Consider the following 15,060-nt stretch of genomic DNA (forward strand, 5'->3'; position numbering starts at 1 on the left):
GCTCCCGATGGCGGTGTGTCAGTTGATGCATCTGTGGCTGTTCCACTGCCATCGGGAGCAAGCCCCCTCCCACAGTTTGATCTCCATACATCAGGTAACGGATATACCCCTTGAGAAACACGCGCTTCCACGCAAGGCGCGGGCGCACAGGCCGACCGCGACAAGCAGCGCACAGCGTTTCAAGAAGCCTTGCAGGGTGATTTATCCGCAAAAAGGGTTGTTATCAACGGTTCACCAGTTTCGCCGGCAAGGCGATGACCAGGAAGCTGCTGAGAATCAGGCAGCCGGCGAAAAACCATAAGGCACCGGCGCTGCTGCCTGTGACGTCGATCGCAACGCCCATCAACGAGTTGCTCACCAGGCCGGCGATATTCGCCACCGAGCAGGCCAGGGCAAAGCCGGTGGCCGCCGCCGTACCTTTGAGGAAGGTTGCCGGCAGGCTGAAGAACACCGGCACCGCGCCGATGATCGCCGCCGAGGCAATCGCGAACAGCGCCACGGTGGCCGCCACGTTATGAGTAAAGAAGGTGCTGGTGGCCATGGCCGCCGCGCCGATGAAAAACGGCACGATGATGTGCCAGCGGCGCTCGCGGTGCTTGTCGGAACTGGCGCCGATCAGCAGCATGCCGAGCAGGGCGGCAACGCTCGGCAACGCGGTGAGCACGCCGATATGGAAGGTGTCGATGACCCCGGCATTGCGGATGAAGGTCGGCATCCAGAAGCCCATGGCGTAAGCGCTGAGCAGGATCGAGAAATCGATGCCGCCGAGCATCCACACCTTGAGGTTGAAGAAACCGTCGCGGAAGCCGTGCTTGCTGTCGGCGCCGTCGGCGTCATCCTTGCGCAGTTCGGTTTCCAGCAGGGCCTTTTCCTCGTCCGACAGCCATTTGGCTTGCTGGTAGGTGTTGGGCAGTGCCCAGAAGGTCAGCACGCCGAGCAATACGCTGGGCACCGCTTCGATCAGGAACAGCCACTGCCAGCCGCGCAGGCCACCCATGTGGTCGAAGTGGCCCATGATCCAGCCGGACAACGGGCCGCCGATCACGCTGGACAGCGGCAGGCCGATCATGAACAGCGCGATGATCCGCCCGCGTCGGTGAGTGGGGAACCAAGTGGTCAGGTAGTACAGGACGCCCGGCAGAAAGCCCGCTTCGGCAGCGCCGAGCAGAAAACGCAGGATGTAGAACTGGGTGGTGGAGGTGACCAGCATGGTGCAGGCCGAGAGCAGGCCCCAGGTGATCATGATGCGCGCGATCCAGATCTTCGCGCCGACCCGTTCCAGTACCAGGTTGCTCGGCACTTCGAACAGGATGTAGCCGACAAAGAACAGGCCGGCACCGAGGCCGAACGCGGTTTCGCTGAACTGCAACTGGTCAAGCATCTGCAGTTTGGCGAAGCCGATGTTGATGCGGTCGAGGTAGGCGGCCAGGTAGCAGAAGCACAGGAACGGAATCAGCTTCCAGGTGATCTTGTGGTAAAGCGTGTTGACCGGGTCGGCGACGGTGGTCGCGGGCGCTGCATTCGCAATGGGCATTGGGTGTCTCCTGGCGGTGACTTATGGTTTTTATACAGCCGCTTTTGTTCCAGCACTTCGGAGTGCTGTAGAAGCGACTTCCAAAGGCAGTGTCAGAAGACTGAGGTCTTTCGGTTTTGCATTTCAGGCCTCAGTTTGTTCAAGACCGCGCTCTATGGCGCGGTTCTCGGTACCGTCTTATGGCTCCCTGAACTTGCTCATCGCCTCCTGCTTGCTCACCACGTCGCCATACTTGCTGTCGATATCGAACAGGTTGGCCTCATGGGGCGCCGGGTGCCGGTCGCCGACGCATTCGCGCACGACGATGGTGCGAAACCCGTGTTGCACCGCATCCACCGCCGTGGCGCGGATGCAGCCGCTGGTGGAACAACCGGCCAGCACCACGGTGTCGATGCCCTGGGCATGCAGCATCGGCGCCAGGCTGCTGCCGAAAAACGCACTGGCGTACTGTTTGGTGATCACCACTTCATCGGCTTGCGGCAAGACTTCGGCGCAGAACGCGGCCAGTGGGTTGCCTTCGACCATGTCTTTCATCACCGGGGCCTTTTTGACCCAGATGCCACCGTCGACGAAATGGCCGGGATGGTAGCGGATATTGGTGTGCACGACCGCAATCCCGTGCTCGCGTGCGGTGGCCAGCAGCTCAACGCTTTCGGCCACGGCCGTGACCACGCCCGGCGCGAATAATGGCGCGCCTTCGGTGGTGTAGCCCTGCATGAAGTCGATCATCAGCAGCGCGGCTTTTTTGCCGAAACCGATGCGGTTGCCCCAGACGCCCTGATAATTGGCGTCGGCGGATTGTTCGCTCATCTTCCCAACCTCCTCATTCATAGCTGTGGTGAGCGGTTTATTTGTGGTGAGCGGGCTTGCTGTGGTGAGCGGGCTTGCCCCGCGCTGGGCTGCGAAGCGGCCCCAAAAAAGCGGGAGCGCTACGCACTCCAGCGCGGGGCAAGCCCGCTCACTACAAAAAACCTGCTCACCACAGATGCGGTTTCAGTAGGCGCCGGAGAGCAGCGCGCCCGCGCCGGGAACGATGGGTTCCAGGTCCAAGGCCTTGAGCATGGCGTAAGTGGTGGCGATCGCGGCCGTCAGCACCGGCTTGCCGGTTTGCGCCTCGACCTTGGCCACCACCGGCAACGATTGCATCTGCACGCAGGCGGACAACACGATCACGTCGACACCGTCCAGGTTCATCCCGGCGACGATGGCCGGCAGGTTGGCCGGGTCGTGGCGGGCCACTTCGAGGTTGTCGGGGATCTCCAGGGCACGCCAGTCCACGACCTCGAAGCCCTCTTCGCGGATGTAGTTCACCACCAGTTCGGTCAGTGGCTTCATGTACGGCGCGACAATCGCGATGCGCTGGGCGCCCATTACTTTCAGGCCTTCGATCAAGGCCCCGGCGCTGGTGATGACCGGTGCATTGGCATCGTTGTCGGCGGTGGCCTTGCGCAGGCGTTGTTCGGAATTGCGGTGATAACCCAGACCCATGGCCATGATCGCCACCAGGCACGCATAACCCAGCACATCGACCTTGGCGTCGGACAGTTCGACGGCGCAACGGTCGGACTCGCCGTCCATGGCCGCCAGTTCTTCCTTGCGCACTTGTTTCATGCGCATGCGGCTGGAGTGAAAGGTAAAGCGCTCGGGGCGGATCGCCTGGCGGGCGGTGAGCATCGCCGGGATCTCGGTTTCCATGGTGGTGTTCGAGCTCGGCACGATCTGGCCGATGCGGTAGGGCTTCTGCATGGTGGTCTCCAGGGTTATTGTTCGAGGAAGTCGCCGAGGGCGTGGAAGAAACCGTCGAAGTCATCCCACGGAATCATGTGCCCGGCATTCGGTACGCGGGCCACCTGGATGGCCGGTTGCAGGTCCTGGATTTCGGTAATGTCCTCGTCGAGGATCACGCCGCCGCGCCCGGCCACCATCAGCAGGGCCGGCGCCTTGAGAGACGGCAAGTGCTGATGGAAATCCACCGTGTGAAAGTCATTGAAGGCGCGCACGATGGCGGGCTCATAGCAGGTGTGCAGCCATTCGGCGCGCAGTTGCAGTTGCTCGTCGGTCCAGGTAGCGCAGAAGGCGCGCATCGCCTCGGCGTCCATGCCGATCAGGGATTGGCGAATCGAGTCGACGTACCACGGCAGCTTGCTTGGGTATTCGCGTCGGCCCGGGCCGGACACCGGCGGGTCGATCAACACCACGCGATTGACGCCCTGGGGATGCAGCACCGCGCTGCGCAGGGCAAAGCGTGCCCCCATGGAGTGGCCCATCAGGTGGTAGCTGTGCAGGTTCAATGCATCGGCAAACGCGCCGATGTCCTCGGCGCAGGTATCGGTGCTGTAATCCAGCGCGGGGCCGGTCGAGGACAAGCCGCGACCGCGCACATCCAGCACGTAGGTGTCGAACCGCGCGCCCAGGCGCTCGGCCACGAAGCCCCAGGTGATCGCCGGACTGGTGATGCCGGGAATCAGGATCAGCGCCGGGCCCTTGCCGCCATAACGCAGGTAATGCTGGCGGATGCCATTGGCCTGCACGTTGCCGCCGTAGAGGAAGGTGCTCACGCGGCCACCCCCGATTTCAGTTCCTGGGCGTACAGGTCATAACCGTAGACCCAGGCCGGGTCTTCCTGGGTGCGCAGCCAGGTGTTGGCGTTGGACACGGCTTGTACGCGTGACGCACGTTCCTTGCGGTTGGCTTCGTAGAGCTGGAACGCGGTGCGGTAGTCGCTGATGCCGGTTTCCTGCAGGCAGCGAGTGAGCATCGCCGCGTCTTCGATGGCCATGCCGGCGCCCTGGGCCATATGCGGCTTCATCGGGTGGCAGGCATCGCCGAGCAGCACCAGGCGGCCACGGCTCCAAAGCGGCAGCGGGTTACGGTTGCGCAGCGGCCATTTGGTCACGCTTTCGGTGGATTCGATCAGGGCTTGAACGGTGGGGTGGTAGCCCTTGAAGGCGTCGAACATCTCTTCGCGGCTGCTGTCGACGAATGCGCCCTGGAAGTCCCATTCGGCATGGGGCACGCCGGTGACGTAGTAGTACTCGTCGCGCTTACCGGTGGTGTAGTAGACCATCATGTGGCGATCTTCGGTCCACCACTTGATGCAGTCCTCGAACTTCAGGTCGTACTTGGCCAACTGGTCGCCCCGGATCAGCGCACGGTGGGCGACCCAGCCGCTGTACAGCGGTTTTTCCGCGCCGAGCAGTTCTTCGCGGATCTTGGAGTTGATGCCGTCGGCACCGATCACGATGTCGGCGTAAGTCACCTGGCCGTCGGCGAAGGTCAGGCGCACCTGGGTGTCGGTTTCTTCAAGGGTTTCCAGGCGCTTGTTGAAGTGCAGGGTGCCGGGCTTGAGGGTCGACATCTGCAACGCGTGCAGGTCGCCACGGTGCACGGTGATGTAGGACGCGCCGTAGCCGGTGAGCGGGATGCGCGAGAGGTAGTCGCCGGTCTCGCCGCAACGGCTGAACCAGTGCTCGGGGTGCGAGCCCATCAGGTCCAGCTGCTTTTCGATGCCCATGCGGCGGAAGATTTTCATGATGTTGGGGCCCATGTGGATCCCGGCACCCAGTCGGGAAAACTCCGGCGCCTGCTCATACACATCCACGTCGAAACCAGCTTGCTGCAACAGGGTGGCAGCGGCGGCACCGCCGAGGCCGGCGCCGACGATGGCGATTTTCTGAGTGCTTCCCATGGGGCGTGTTCCTCTGTCTTTTGATTTTTCGGCGGCGTCTGTCCGCAAGATTTTAAAGTGTATACGCTCATTTTTTTAAATGGGAAGCCCATCTCTGTAAATTTATTTTTTGGCGATAATGGTCCCGTGTGACTTGATAACGCCAACAAATAAAGGAATTGTTTCGATAGGTAACGTTTTTGTGCGCCGCTTGCAGTCTGTCTGCAATTCGGGTCTTATCGTTATTAAATGGCGTATACGCTATAAAAATGCACTAGGGTGAAGCGCAGTGCTTGAACTTGGTGCAGGCCCACAGGAGACAGGAAAATGCCGGTAAGCGATTGCGAACTGACCCAGATGTTTGAACACGTGTTGACGCTGTCCAAGGTCGACCCGACCCAGAGCGTTGCCGTGCTCAAGAGCCATTACTCCGACCCGCGCACCGTGCGTGCCGCGATGGACGCCGCGCAGCGCCTGGGGGCCAAGGTGTATGCGGTGGAGTTGCCGTCGTTCAACCATCCCAAGGCGATGGGTAACGACATGACCGCCTACTGCGGCGACACTGCGCTGACCGGCAATATCGCGGCGCAACGCGCGCTGGAAGCCGCCGACCTGATCGTCGACACCATGATGCTGCTGCACTCGCCGGAGCAGGAGCAGATCCTCAAGACCGGCACGCGCATCCTGCTGGCCGTGGAGCCGCCGGAAGTGCTGGCGCGGATGCTGCCCACCGAAGAAGACAAAGTGCGTGTGCTGGCGGCGGAGCAGTGGCTGAAAAAGGCGCGCTCGATTCAGGTGACGTCCCGCGCCGGCAGCGACTTCCGTGCAGCCTTGGGGCAATACCCGTCGGTGACGGAATATGGTTTCGCCGATGAGCCGGGGCGCTGGGACCATTGGCCGAGCGGTTTCCTGTTCTCCTGGCCCAACGAAGAAACCGCCGAAGGCGTGCTGGTGCTGGACATCGGCGACATCCTGCTGCCGTTCAAGACCTACACCCGCGAGAAGATCACCCTGGAGATCGAGAAGGGCTTCATCACTAACATCCATGGTGGTTTCGAGGCGGAATACCTGCGTGACTACATGAAATATTTCAATGACCCCGAGGTGTACGGCATCTCCCATATCGGCTGGGGCCTGCAGCCACGGGCGCAGTGGACGGCCATGGGGCTGCACGACAAAAATGACGGCATGTGCATGGACGCGCGGGCGTTCTATGGCAATTTCCTGTTCTCCACCGGGCCGAATACCGAAGTGGGCGGAACGCGCAAGACGCCGTGCCATATGGACATTCCGCTGCGCAATTGCGATGTGTATCTGGATAATGAGGCCGTCGTTATTGCGGGGGATGTGGTGGCGCCGCGCGCCTCTCTCGCGCGCTGATCATCGGTATGGGGATGGAGTATCATGCCTCCCCACTTTAACCACCCACCGAGCTGCGCCGTGCCTGATTCCTACGTCTTTTCTGAACAAGTTGGCCACCTGCTGCGCAAGGCCTACCAGCGCCACCTGGCGATCTTTCAGCAGAATGTCGGCGACTCGCAGCTCACCGCCGTGCAATTCGTGACCTTGTGTGCGCTGCGCGATCACGGTGCAAGTTCCCTGACAGAACTGGTCAAGGCGACTGCGGTGGACCAGGCGACCATTCGCGGTATCGTCGAGCGGCTGAAGGCCAAGGCGCTGATCAGCCTGGAGCCGGACCCGCAGGACAAGCGCAAAGTGGTGGTCGACCTGTCCCCGGAAGGCGCCGAGCTGGTTGCCCAGACTGCACCTCGCGCCGCGCAGATCAGCGAACTGACCATGAGCAACCTCAACCCCGCCGAACGCGTCGCGGTGCTGTTCCTGTTGCGCAAGATGATCGACGACCCGCAGGAATAAACAGCCCACTCACCATACGGTCCTTTGGCACCGTTTTTGCTCTGAGTTCATGTAGTAGTCACTTCATCATTCAAGTGTGTCGTGAGGCCCCAGGTCCGCGACGCTTTTTTTTGACTGTTTCATGTAGTGCCTGCTTCATCAACTGTTACGGGCGAAGCGAATGATCAGCCAGCACATCACGGTAGCGCTTGAGGTCAACGGGCACGTCAGCGAAGTCAGCGCCATGGCGGACACGCCGCTGTTGCTGGTGCTGCGCAATGACCTGCAACTCAATGGCCCCAAATACGGCTGCGGCCTGGGGGAGTGCGGTGCCTGCACCGTGATCATCGATGGCGTGGCGGCGCGCTCATGCGTGTTCCCGCTGGCAGGTGCGGTGGGGCGCGAGATTCTCACCCTTGAAGGCCTGGGCACGCGGCAGGCGCCGCACCCGGTGCAACAAGCCTTCATCGATGAGCAGGCCGCGCAATGCGGCTACTGCCTCAACGGCATGATCATGACCACCAAGGCCTTGCTCGACCGTAACCCCCACCCCAGCGAAACCGAGGTGCGCAACGCGCTGTCGGGCAACCTCTGCCGCTGCGGCACCCATATCGAAATCCTGCGCGCCGTACTGCGTGCGGCCCGCTTGATGACCGTGGATTGATAACCATGACAGACACTCCGCTTTCCCGTGACCAGTGGCTGGCCAAGGCCGGCGTCTTGCTGATCGTCGATGACGTGCTGCCGCCCTCGGGGCCGGTGGCCAAGGGTGGCACGCCCACTGTGAAACCCAAGGAACTCGGGCTGTTTATCGCGGTGAGCGATGATGGGCGGGTCTACGCATTCAATGGCCATGTGGACCTGGGTACCGGTATTCGCACGTCACTGGCGCAGATCGTGGCCGAGGAACTCGACCTGACAATGGAGCAGGTGAAGATGGTGCTCGGCGACACCGAACGCGCGCCCAATCAGGGCGCGACCATTGCCAGTGCGACGCTGCAGATTTCCGCCGTGCCCCTGCGCCATGCCGCCGCCGAGGCGCGGCGGTTTCTGCTGGCGCGGGCGGCGGGGCGCTGGGGCGTGAGCACCGCCAGTCTTAAGGTGGACGCCGGCGTTATTCAGGCGGCGGACGGGCGCACCACCAGCTACTTTGAACTGGTCAGCGGCCAGCACGACCAACTGCGCATCAGCGGTGATGCGCCGCTGAAGGCGGTCGAGGAGTATCGCCTGGTGGGCAAGGGTGCCGCACGGGTGGATATCCCCGGCAAGGCCACCGGCGAGCTGACCTACGTGCACGACATGCGCGTGCCGGGCATGCTCCATGGCCGGGTGATCCGCCCGCCGTATGCCGGGCTTGATTGCGGGGAGTTTGTCGGTAATAGCCTGCTGAGCGTGGACGAATCGTCCATCGCCCATATCCCAGGCGTCGTTGCGGTGGTGGTGATCCGCGATTTTGTGGGCGTGGTGGCCTTGCGGGAAGAGCAGGCGATCAAGGCGGCCGCCGACTTGCAGGTGCACTGGAAAGCCTGGAACAACGCGTTGCCGGACATGAGCGATGTCGAGCAGGCCATCCGCGACAACCCCCGTGTGCGGCGCACCGTCCTCGACCAGGGCGACGTCGATGCGGCCCTGGCCAATGCCAGTCAACGCATGCCCCGCACTTACCTGTGGCCGTACCAGATGCATGGCTCGATCGGCCCCTCCTGTGGCGTGGCCGATTACTCGCCTTCCGGCAGTCGCGTATGGTCGGGCAGCCAGAACCCGCACCTGTTGCGCGCTGACCTGGCGTGGTTGCTGGAGTGCGAAGAAACCCTGATCGACGTGATCCGCATGGAGGCCGCCGGTTGTTACGGGCGCAATTGCGCCGATGACGTGTGTGCGGATGCCTTGCTGTTATCCCGTGCGGTCGGCAAGCCGGTGCGCGTGCAACTGACCCGCGAACAGGAACACCTGTGGGAGCCCAAGGGCACCGCGCAGCTGATGGATGTGGACGGTGGCCTCAACGCCGATGGCAGCATTGCCGCCTACGACTTTGAAACCAGCTATCCCTCCAACGGCGCGCCGACCCTGGCGCTGTTGCTGACAGGCCGTGTCGAGCCGGTGGCGGCGATGTTTGAGATGGGCGACCGCACCTCGATCCCACCCTACGATATCAATAATATGCGCGTGACCATCAACGACATGGCGCCCATTGTGCGCGCCTCGTGGATGCGCGGCGTATCGGCCTTGCCCAACACCTTTGCGCATGAATCCTATATCGACGAACTGGCCTTTGCCGCCGGCGTCGACCCGGTGGAATACCGCCTGCGCTACCTCAAGGACGAGCGCGCCATCGACCTGGTGAAATCCACCGCCGAACGCGCCAACTGGGCACCGCGCACCGCGCCGATGCAAACCGCCAACGAAGACCATCTGCTGCGTGGCCGTGGCTTTGCCTACGCGCGCTACATCCACAGCAAGTTTCCCGGGTTCGGCGCGGCCTGGGCGGCTTGGGTGGCGGACGTGGCCATCGACAAGCAGACCGGCGATGTGTCGGTGACGCGGGTGGTGATCGGCCATGATTCGGGGATGATGATCAACCCGGCCGGGGTGCAGCATCAGATCCACGGCAATGTGATCCAGTCCACCAGTCGCGTACTGAAGGAGCGCGTGACCTTTGAAGAGTCGACCGTGGCGAGCAAAGAGTGGGGCGGCTATCCGATCCTGACCTTTCCCGACGTGCCGCAGATCGACGTGATGATGATGCCGCGCCAGGACCAGCCGCCCATGGGCGCCGGTGAGTCGGCGTCGGTGCCCAGCGCGGCGGCGATCGCCAATGCAATCTACGACGCCACCGGCATTCGTTTTCGCGAGTTGCCAATCACTCCGGAGCGGGTGCTGGCGGCGCTGAATGCGGCGACCCTGGGTGAGCCGGCCAAGTCGCCGGGAAAACGCCGAAAATGGTGGTTCGGCGCGCTGTTCGCCACCTTGGGCGCGGTGCTGGCGACAGCCTGGCCGTTCCAGGCTGAAATCGCACCGATTGCACCGCCCAGTGCCGGCACCTGGTCCAAGGCCACCCTGGAGCGCGGGCGTTTGTTGGCGGCGGTGGGCGATTGCGCGGTGTGCCATACAGCGCCCGGTGGCGCGACCCATGCCGGTGGGTTGGCCATGGAAACGCCGTTCGGCACGTTGTACAGCAGCAATATCACCCCCGATGTGAAGACCGGGATTGGCGCCTGGTCGTACCCGGCGTTCGAGCGGGCGATGCGTGACGGCATCGGCCGTGACGGGCGCAACCTGTACCCGGCGTTTCCCTATACGGCGTTTCGCAATATCACCGACGCGGATATGCAGGCGCTGTACGCCTACCTGATGTCCCAGGCGCCGGTGAGCCAGGCGCCAACGCCGAACGCCATGCGCTTTCCGTTCAATATCCGGCCGTTGATGGCGGGGTGGAATGTGCTGAATGTGCGGCGCGGTGAAATCACGCCGCAGCCTGAGCGCGGTGAGCAATGGAATCGCGGCAATTATCTGGTCAACGGTTTGGGTCACTGCGCCGCGTGCCATTCGCCGCGCAACGTGATGGGGGCGGAGAAGGGCGGCAAGGCGTTCCTGGCGGGCGGCATGGTCGATGGCTGGGAGGCGCTGGCGCTCAATGGCTTGTCCAAGTCACCGACGCCGTGGACCGAAGAGCACCTGTTCGCTTACCTGAGCACCGGCTATTCCGACGCCCACGGCGTGGCGGCAGGCCCGATGGGGCCGGTGGTGAGTGAGTTGTCGAAATTGCCCAAGGCGGATATCCGCGCCATGGCGGTGTACCTGGCATCGCTTAACGGCAATGCGACGGCCGACGTCCCGGTGGCCGCTGCTGTGACCGTACCCAACCCCAATGGCCGAAGAGTGTTCGAAGGTTCGTGCAAGGCCTGTCATGCCGACGGCCTGGGGCCGAAACTCTTTGGGGTGAGCCCGTCGTTGGCGACCAATACCAATGTGCACAGCGATCAGCCGGATAATTTGATCAAGGTGATTCTGCAGGGCATCAGCAACCCGGCGACCCGGGATCTGGGGTATATGCCGGGGTTCAAGGACAGTTTGTCGGACAGCCAGGTGGCGGACCTGGCGGCGTACCTGCGCGGGCAATTCGCGCCGAATGCGCCGCAGTGGAAGGGGGTGGAACAGAAGGTGGCGCATCTGCGCGCCAACCCCGGTACGCACTAGGGCGTGACGCCGCGCACCACCAGGTCACTGATAAACCCCAGCCAATCCTGCTGCGGCCCTTTGTCCGCCAGGTCTTCACCGAGGAACGAACTGAGGGTATGGCGGTTGGAGTTATAGAAGTAGCACAGCGAGGCAATCATCAAGTACACGTGCTTAAGGTCCACATCCAGGCGAAACACCCCTTGCGCCTGGCCGGCTTCGATAATCGGCTTCAGCACGCCCACCGCTTCCCCCGACAGCCTGCGCATCTCGCCGGACTGCTGGGCATGCTTGCCCTGGTGCAGGTTCTCGATGCTCAGGATCGCCACGAATTCCGGATGCTTGACGTAGTAATTCCAGATGAACGCCACCAGGTCGCGCAGGGCCTGCTCGGGTGCGTCCAGGCTCAGCTTGAGCTTGCTTTCGGCTTTGTTGAACTGTTCGTAGGTGTGTTCCAGCACGCAGACGAACAGGTGTTCCTTGCTGCCGAAATAGTAATACAGCATGCGGTCGTTGGAGTCGGCTTCCTTGGAGATGGTATCGACACGGCCGCCTGAATAACCGTCACGGGTAAACACCTTGACCGCCGCCTGGAGGATACGCGCGCGGGTCTGGTCGGCCTGTTGGGCGCGGATGCCGGTTTTCTTGATCGCCATATCCCTCTTCATCGCCCTATCAGGGCGCCTTGCACGACAGTCAGGGCGCGGAATATAGCATGGGCTTTTTCGCGTCCGTTCTATGACCGACAAGTTCTGTAATAAAAACGCCATTGCGCTGGGGATTACCTGTGCGCCGGGCTATTTTGGTGCGTCTCAATAACTAGAGTAGCCATGGATGAAATACCAACCCTTCAGCCGTACCTTGATTGCCACAGCCCTGGTGTTGACGGTCAGTGGTGTGCACGCCGCTTCCCAGGCCCCGGTGGCCGGTGAAAATGGCATGGTGGTGACGGCCCAGCATTTGGCCACTCATGTGGGCGTGGATGTGCTCAAGGCCGGCGGCAACGCGGTCGATGCTGCTGTCGCGGTGGGCTATGCGCTGGCCGTGGTGTACCCGGCGGCGGGTAACCTGGGGGGTGGCGGTTTCATGACCGTGCAACTGGCAGACGGGCGCAAGACCTTCCTCGATTTCCGCGAAAAAGCCCCGCTGGCGGCCACCGCCGATATGTACCTGGACAAAGACGGCAACGTCATCGAAGGCCTCAGCGCCAAGGGCCACTTGGCCGTCGGCGTACCCGGCACCGTGTCGGGGATGGAACTGGCCCTGAGCAAATACGGCACCCTCAAGCGCGCTCAGGTCATCGCACCGGCGATCAAGCTGGCGGAAAACGGCTTTGCCCTGGAGCAGGGTGATATCGACCTGCTGCACACCGCCACCGGCGAGTTTGAAAAAGACAAGGACATGCGCGCGATCTTCCTGCACAACGGCCAGCCGCTGCAGGTGGGTCAGAAACTGGTGCAGAAAGACCTGGCCAAGACCCTCAAGGAAATCTCGGCCAAGGGCACCGACGGTTTCTATAAAGGTTGGGTCGCCAAGGCGCTGGTGGATTCCAGCCAGGCCGGCAAGGGCATCATCACCCAGGCGGACCTCGACAAATACAAGACCCGTGAGTTGGCACCCATCGAGTGCGACTACCGTGGCTACCACGTGGTCTCGGCACCGCCACCAAGCTCGGGTGGCGTGGTGATCTGCCAGATCATGAACATCCTCGAAGGCTACCCGATGGCCGACCTCGGCTATCACTCGGCCCAAGGCCTGCACTACCAGATCGAAGCCATGCGCCACGCTTATGTGGACCGTAACAGCTACCTCGGCGACCCGGACTTCGTGAAGAACCCGATCGAGCACCTGCTGGACAAAAACTACGCGACCAAACTGCGCGACGCCATCGAACCGCAAAAGGCCGGGGATTCCCAAGCCATCAAGCCGGGCGTATCACCTCACGAAGGTAACAACACCACCCACTATTCCATCGTCGACAAGTGGGGCAATGCGGTGTCGGTGACCTACACCCTCAACGACTGGTTCGGCGCGGGCGTGATGGCGAGCAAGACTGGGGTGATCCTCAACGATGAAATGGACGACTTCACCGTCAAGGTCGGCGTGCCGAACATGTACGGGCTGGTCCAGGGTGAAGCCAACGCCATCGCGCCGGGCAAGGCGCCGCTGTCGTCGATGAGCCCGACCATCGTGACCAAGGATGGCAAGGCTGTGATGGTGGTGGGCACGCCAGGTGGCAGCCGCATCATTACCGCGACCTTGCTGACTATCCTGAATGTCATCGACTACAAGATGAACATCCAGGAAGCCGTGGACGCGCCGCGTTTCCACCAGCAGTGGATGCCGGAGACCACCAACCTCGAGACGTTTGCCGTGAGCCCGGACACCCAGAAGATCCTGGAAAGCTGGGGCCACAAGTTTGCCGGTCCGCAGGATGCCAACCACTTGGCGGCGATCCTGGTGGGCGCGCCGTCGCTGGGTGGCAAGCCGGTGGGTAACAACCGCTTCTATGGGGCGAATGACCCGCGTCGTAATACGGGGCTGTCGCTGGGGTACTGACGGGGGCGCGCGGGCTTGTCGAATCTTCGCACCGCCCGCGCTGGGGGGGGAAGCCGCCCTAATAAATACGCCGCGTACTGCCTGGCAGTATGCGGCGATTGGTTTTAGGGCGGCTTCGCCCCCCAGCGCGGGGCAAGCCCGCTCACTACAACAGCTGTTCTACTGCGGTGAATGCGGCGCTCCGGCGTTCTTCCCAATTTCCCCTGATGACCACGACGGGTTGCTGGTGCTGCTGCATCCAGTCCAGGCTGTCCTGGAAAAACGCCCTGCGGTCGGCCAGCTCAGGTTGGCAGCGTTGCCCATCGGCCGTCCACTCCACATCTTCCGGCGACAACAGCAGGTGCAGGTCGTAGTGCCGAGCCAGCAGTTCGTCGTCCAGCCAGGCCGGGTAGTCGCCAAACAGGGTCTGGCTCCACAGTTTGTTGGTCAGCAAGTGCGTATCGAGGATCAGCAGGCGGGGCTGTTCGGCGCGGGCGGCGTCTTCCCAGGCGAGTTGGCCACGGGCGATGGCCGGGATATCCGCAAGGCAGGTATCACGCTGGTGATGGTCGATGAATTCGCGCACGTATTCACGCACCATCAACCCGCCAAACTGCGCTTGCAGCTCCGTCGCCAGCCAACTTTTACCACTGGATTCCGGCCCGGCCAGTACCACCACCTTCATGCGTGCAACGCCGGGTCGGCGCGCCATTCGCGCCAGCCTTGCACGGCGATCACGGTAAACAGCGCGTAGAGCGCGGCGGTGAGGTAGAGGCCTTTGTAGAGAAATAGCCCGACGAAGATCACGTCCACGGCAATCCACAGTGGCCAGCACTGCACGCGCTTCTGCGCCATCCACAGTTGCGCCACCAGGCTGAAACCGGTCAGGGCGGCATCCAGCCAGGGTTGGGCGGCGTCGGTCCAGTGCGCCATCGCGGCGCCGAGCAGCAAGCTGCCGATTGCCCCCACCGCCAGGCTGGCCATGATCGCCGGCACACCGAGGCTCGTCACTTGGCGGCCCTGCTGGACCTCGCCGGCGCGGGTCCACTGCCACCAACCGTAGACTTGCAGCGCGGCGTAGACCACCTGCAAGAGCATGTCGGAATAGAGTTTTACGTCGAAGAACACCCAGGTGTACAGCAACACCATCACCAGCCCGATAGGCCAGCACCAAGGGTTCTGCTTGACCGTCAGCCATACGGCGATCACCCCCAGGGCGGCGGCGAACAGTTCAAGCCCGGACATGGTGGTTCCTTGGGAGAGTGGGAGAGGGCGAGGATTGTAACCAAAG

Annotated in this window: 13 protein-coding genes; 5 read left to right on the forward strand and 8 right to left on the reverse strand. The window is 62.5% G+C overall.

The features are described from left to right. Positions 1-223: 223 nt before the first annotated feature. From K7431_RS00005 to K7431_RS00025, 5 genes are all read right to left on the reverse strand, one after another. Complete coding sequence (locus K7431_RS00005; protein WP_012723978.1) at positions 224-1,534, reverse strand: MFS transporter; 1,311 nt, start codon at positions 1,532-1,534, stop codon at positions 224-226. Between the two features lie 177 nt (positions 1,535-1,711). After that, positions 1,712-2,344, reverse strand: coding sequence for an N-carbamoylsarcosine amidohydrolase (locus K7431_RS00010; protein ID WP_043205282.1), 633 nt, complete (start codon positions 2,342-2,344; stop codon positions 1,712-1,714). 183 nt (positions 2,345-2,527) lie between these two features. After that, positions 2,528-3,280, reverse strand: a complete 753-nt coding sequence (locus K7431_RS00015; RefSeq protein ID WP_012723980.1) for a maleate cis-trans isomerase family protein — start codon at positions 3,278-3,280, stop codon at positions 2,528-2,530. Between the two features lie 14 nt (positions 3,281-3,294). Continuing rightward, on the reverse strand, positions 3,295-4,092 hold the full coding sequence (locus K7431_RS00020) for an alpha/beta fold hydrolase (protein ID WP_012723981.1): 798 nt from the start codon (positions 4,090-4,092) through the stop codon (positions 3,295-3,297). Then, positions 4,089-5,222 (reverse strand): FAD-dependent monooxygenase, encoded by a 1,134-nt coding sequence (locus K7431_RS00025; protein WP_012723982.1) that lies wholly within the window; start codon positions 5,220-5,222, stop codon positions 4,089-4,091. The genes K7431_RS00020 and K7431_RS00025 overlap by 4 nt, the downstream gene beginning before the upstream one ends. Before the next feature lie 306 nt (positions 5,223-5,528). On the opposite strand from K7431_RS00025, the gene K7431_RS00030 reads away from it, so the two are divergent. From K7431_RS00030 to K7431_RS00045, 4 genes are all read left to right on the forward strand, one after another. Continuing rightward, positions 5,529-6,581, forward strand: coding sequence for a 2,5-dihydroxypyridine 5,6-dioxygenase (locus tag K7431_RS00030; protein WP_012723983.1), 1,053 nt, complete (start codon positions 5,529-5,531; stop codon positions 6,579-6,581). 60 nt (positions 6,582-6,641) lie between these two features. Then, complete coding sequence (locus K7431_RS00035; protein WP_043206229.1) at positions 6,642-7,076, forward strand: MarR family winged helix-turn-helix transcriptional regulator; 435 nt, start codon at positions 6,642-6,644, stop codon at positions 7,074-7,076. Positions 7,077-7,236: 160 nt separating this feature from the next. After that, entirely contained in the window at positions 7,237-7,719 is a 483-nt protein-coding gene (locus tag K7431_RS00040) for a (2Fe-2S)-binding protein (protein WP_012723985.1), read from the forward strand. A 5-nt stretch (positions 7,720-7,724) separates the two neighbouring features. Further along, a complete protein-coding gene (locus K7431_RS00045; RefSeq protein ID WP_043205284.1) occupies positions 7,725-11,252 on the forward strand; it encodes a molybdopterin cofactor-binding domain-containing protein in 3,528 nt (1,175 codons plus the stop codon). Here K7431_RS00045 and K7431_RS00050 read toward each other — a convergent pair. Continuing rightward, positions 11,249-11,887 (reverse strand): TetR/AcrR family transcriptional regulator, encoded by a 639-nt coding sequence (locus tag K7431_RS00050; protein WP_043205286.1) that lies wholly within the window; start codon positions 11,885-11,887, stop codon positions 11,249-11,251. The genes K7431_RS00045 and K7431_RS00050 overlap by 4 nt on opposite strands. 178 nt (positions 11,888-12,065) lie before the next feature. Between K7431_RS00050 and ggt the strand changes: the two genes are divergently transcribed. Next, positions 12,066-13,790 (forward strand): gamma-glutamyltransferase, encoded by a 1,725-nt coding sequence (gene ggt, locus K7431_RS00055; protein ID WP_012723988.1) that lies wholly within the window; start codon positions 12,066-12,068, stop codon positions 13,788-13,790. Positions 13,791-13,935: 145 nt separating this feature from the next. On the opposite strand, the gene K7431_RS00060 is transcribed toward ggt, so the two are convergent. Further along, positions 13,936-14,454 carry an AAA family ATPase gene (locus K7431_RS00060; RefSeq protein WP_012723989.1) on the reverse strand — a complete coding sequence of 173 codons (519 nt, stop codon included), beginning with the start codon at positions 14,452-14,454 and terminating at the stop codon, positions 13,936-13,938. Next, on the reverse strand, positions 14,451-15,014 hold the full coding sequence (gene pnuC, locus K7431_RS00065; RefSeq protein ID WP_012723990.1) for a nicotinamide riboside transporter PnuC: 564 nt from the start codon (positions 15,012-15,014) through the stop codon (positions 14,451-14,453). Before pnuC ends, K7431_RS00060 begins: the two co-directional genes overlap by 4 nt. Between the last annotated feature and the right edge of the window lie 46 nt (positions 15,015-15,060).

It is taken from the genome of Pseudomonas fluorescens group sp. (genome assembly GCF_020093335.1).
GTDB lineage: Bacteria > Pseudomonadota > Gammaproteobacteria > Pseudomonadales > Pseudomonadaceae > Aquipseudomonas > Aquipseudomonas petroselini.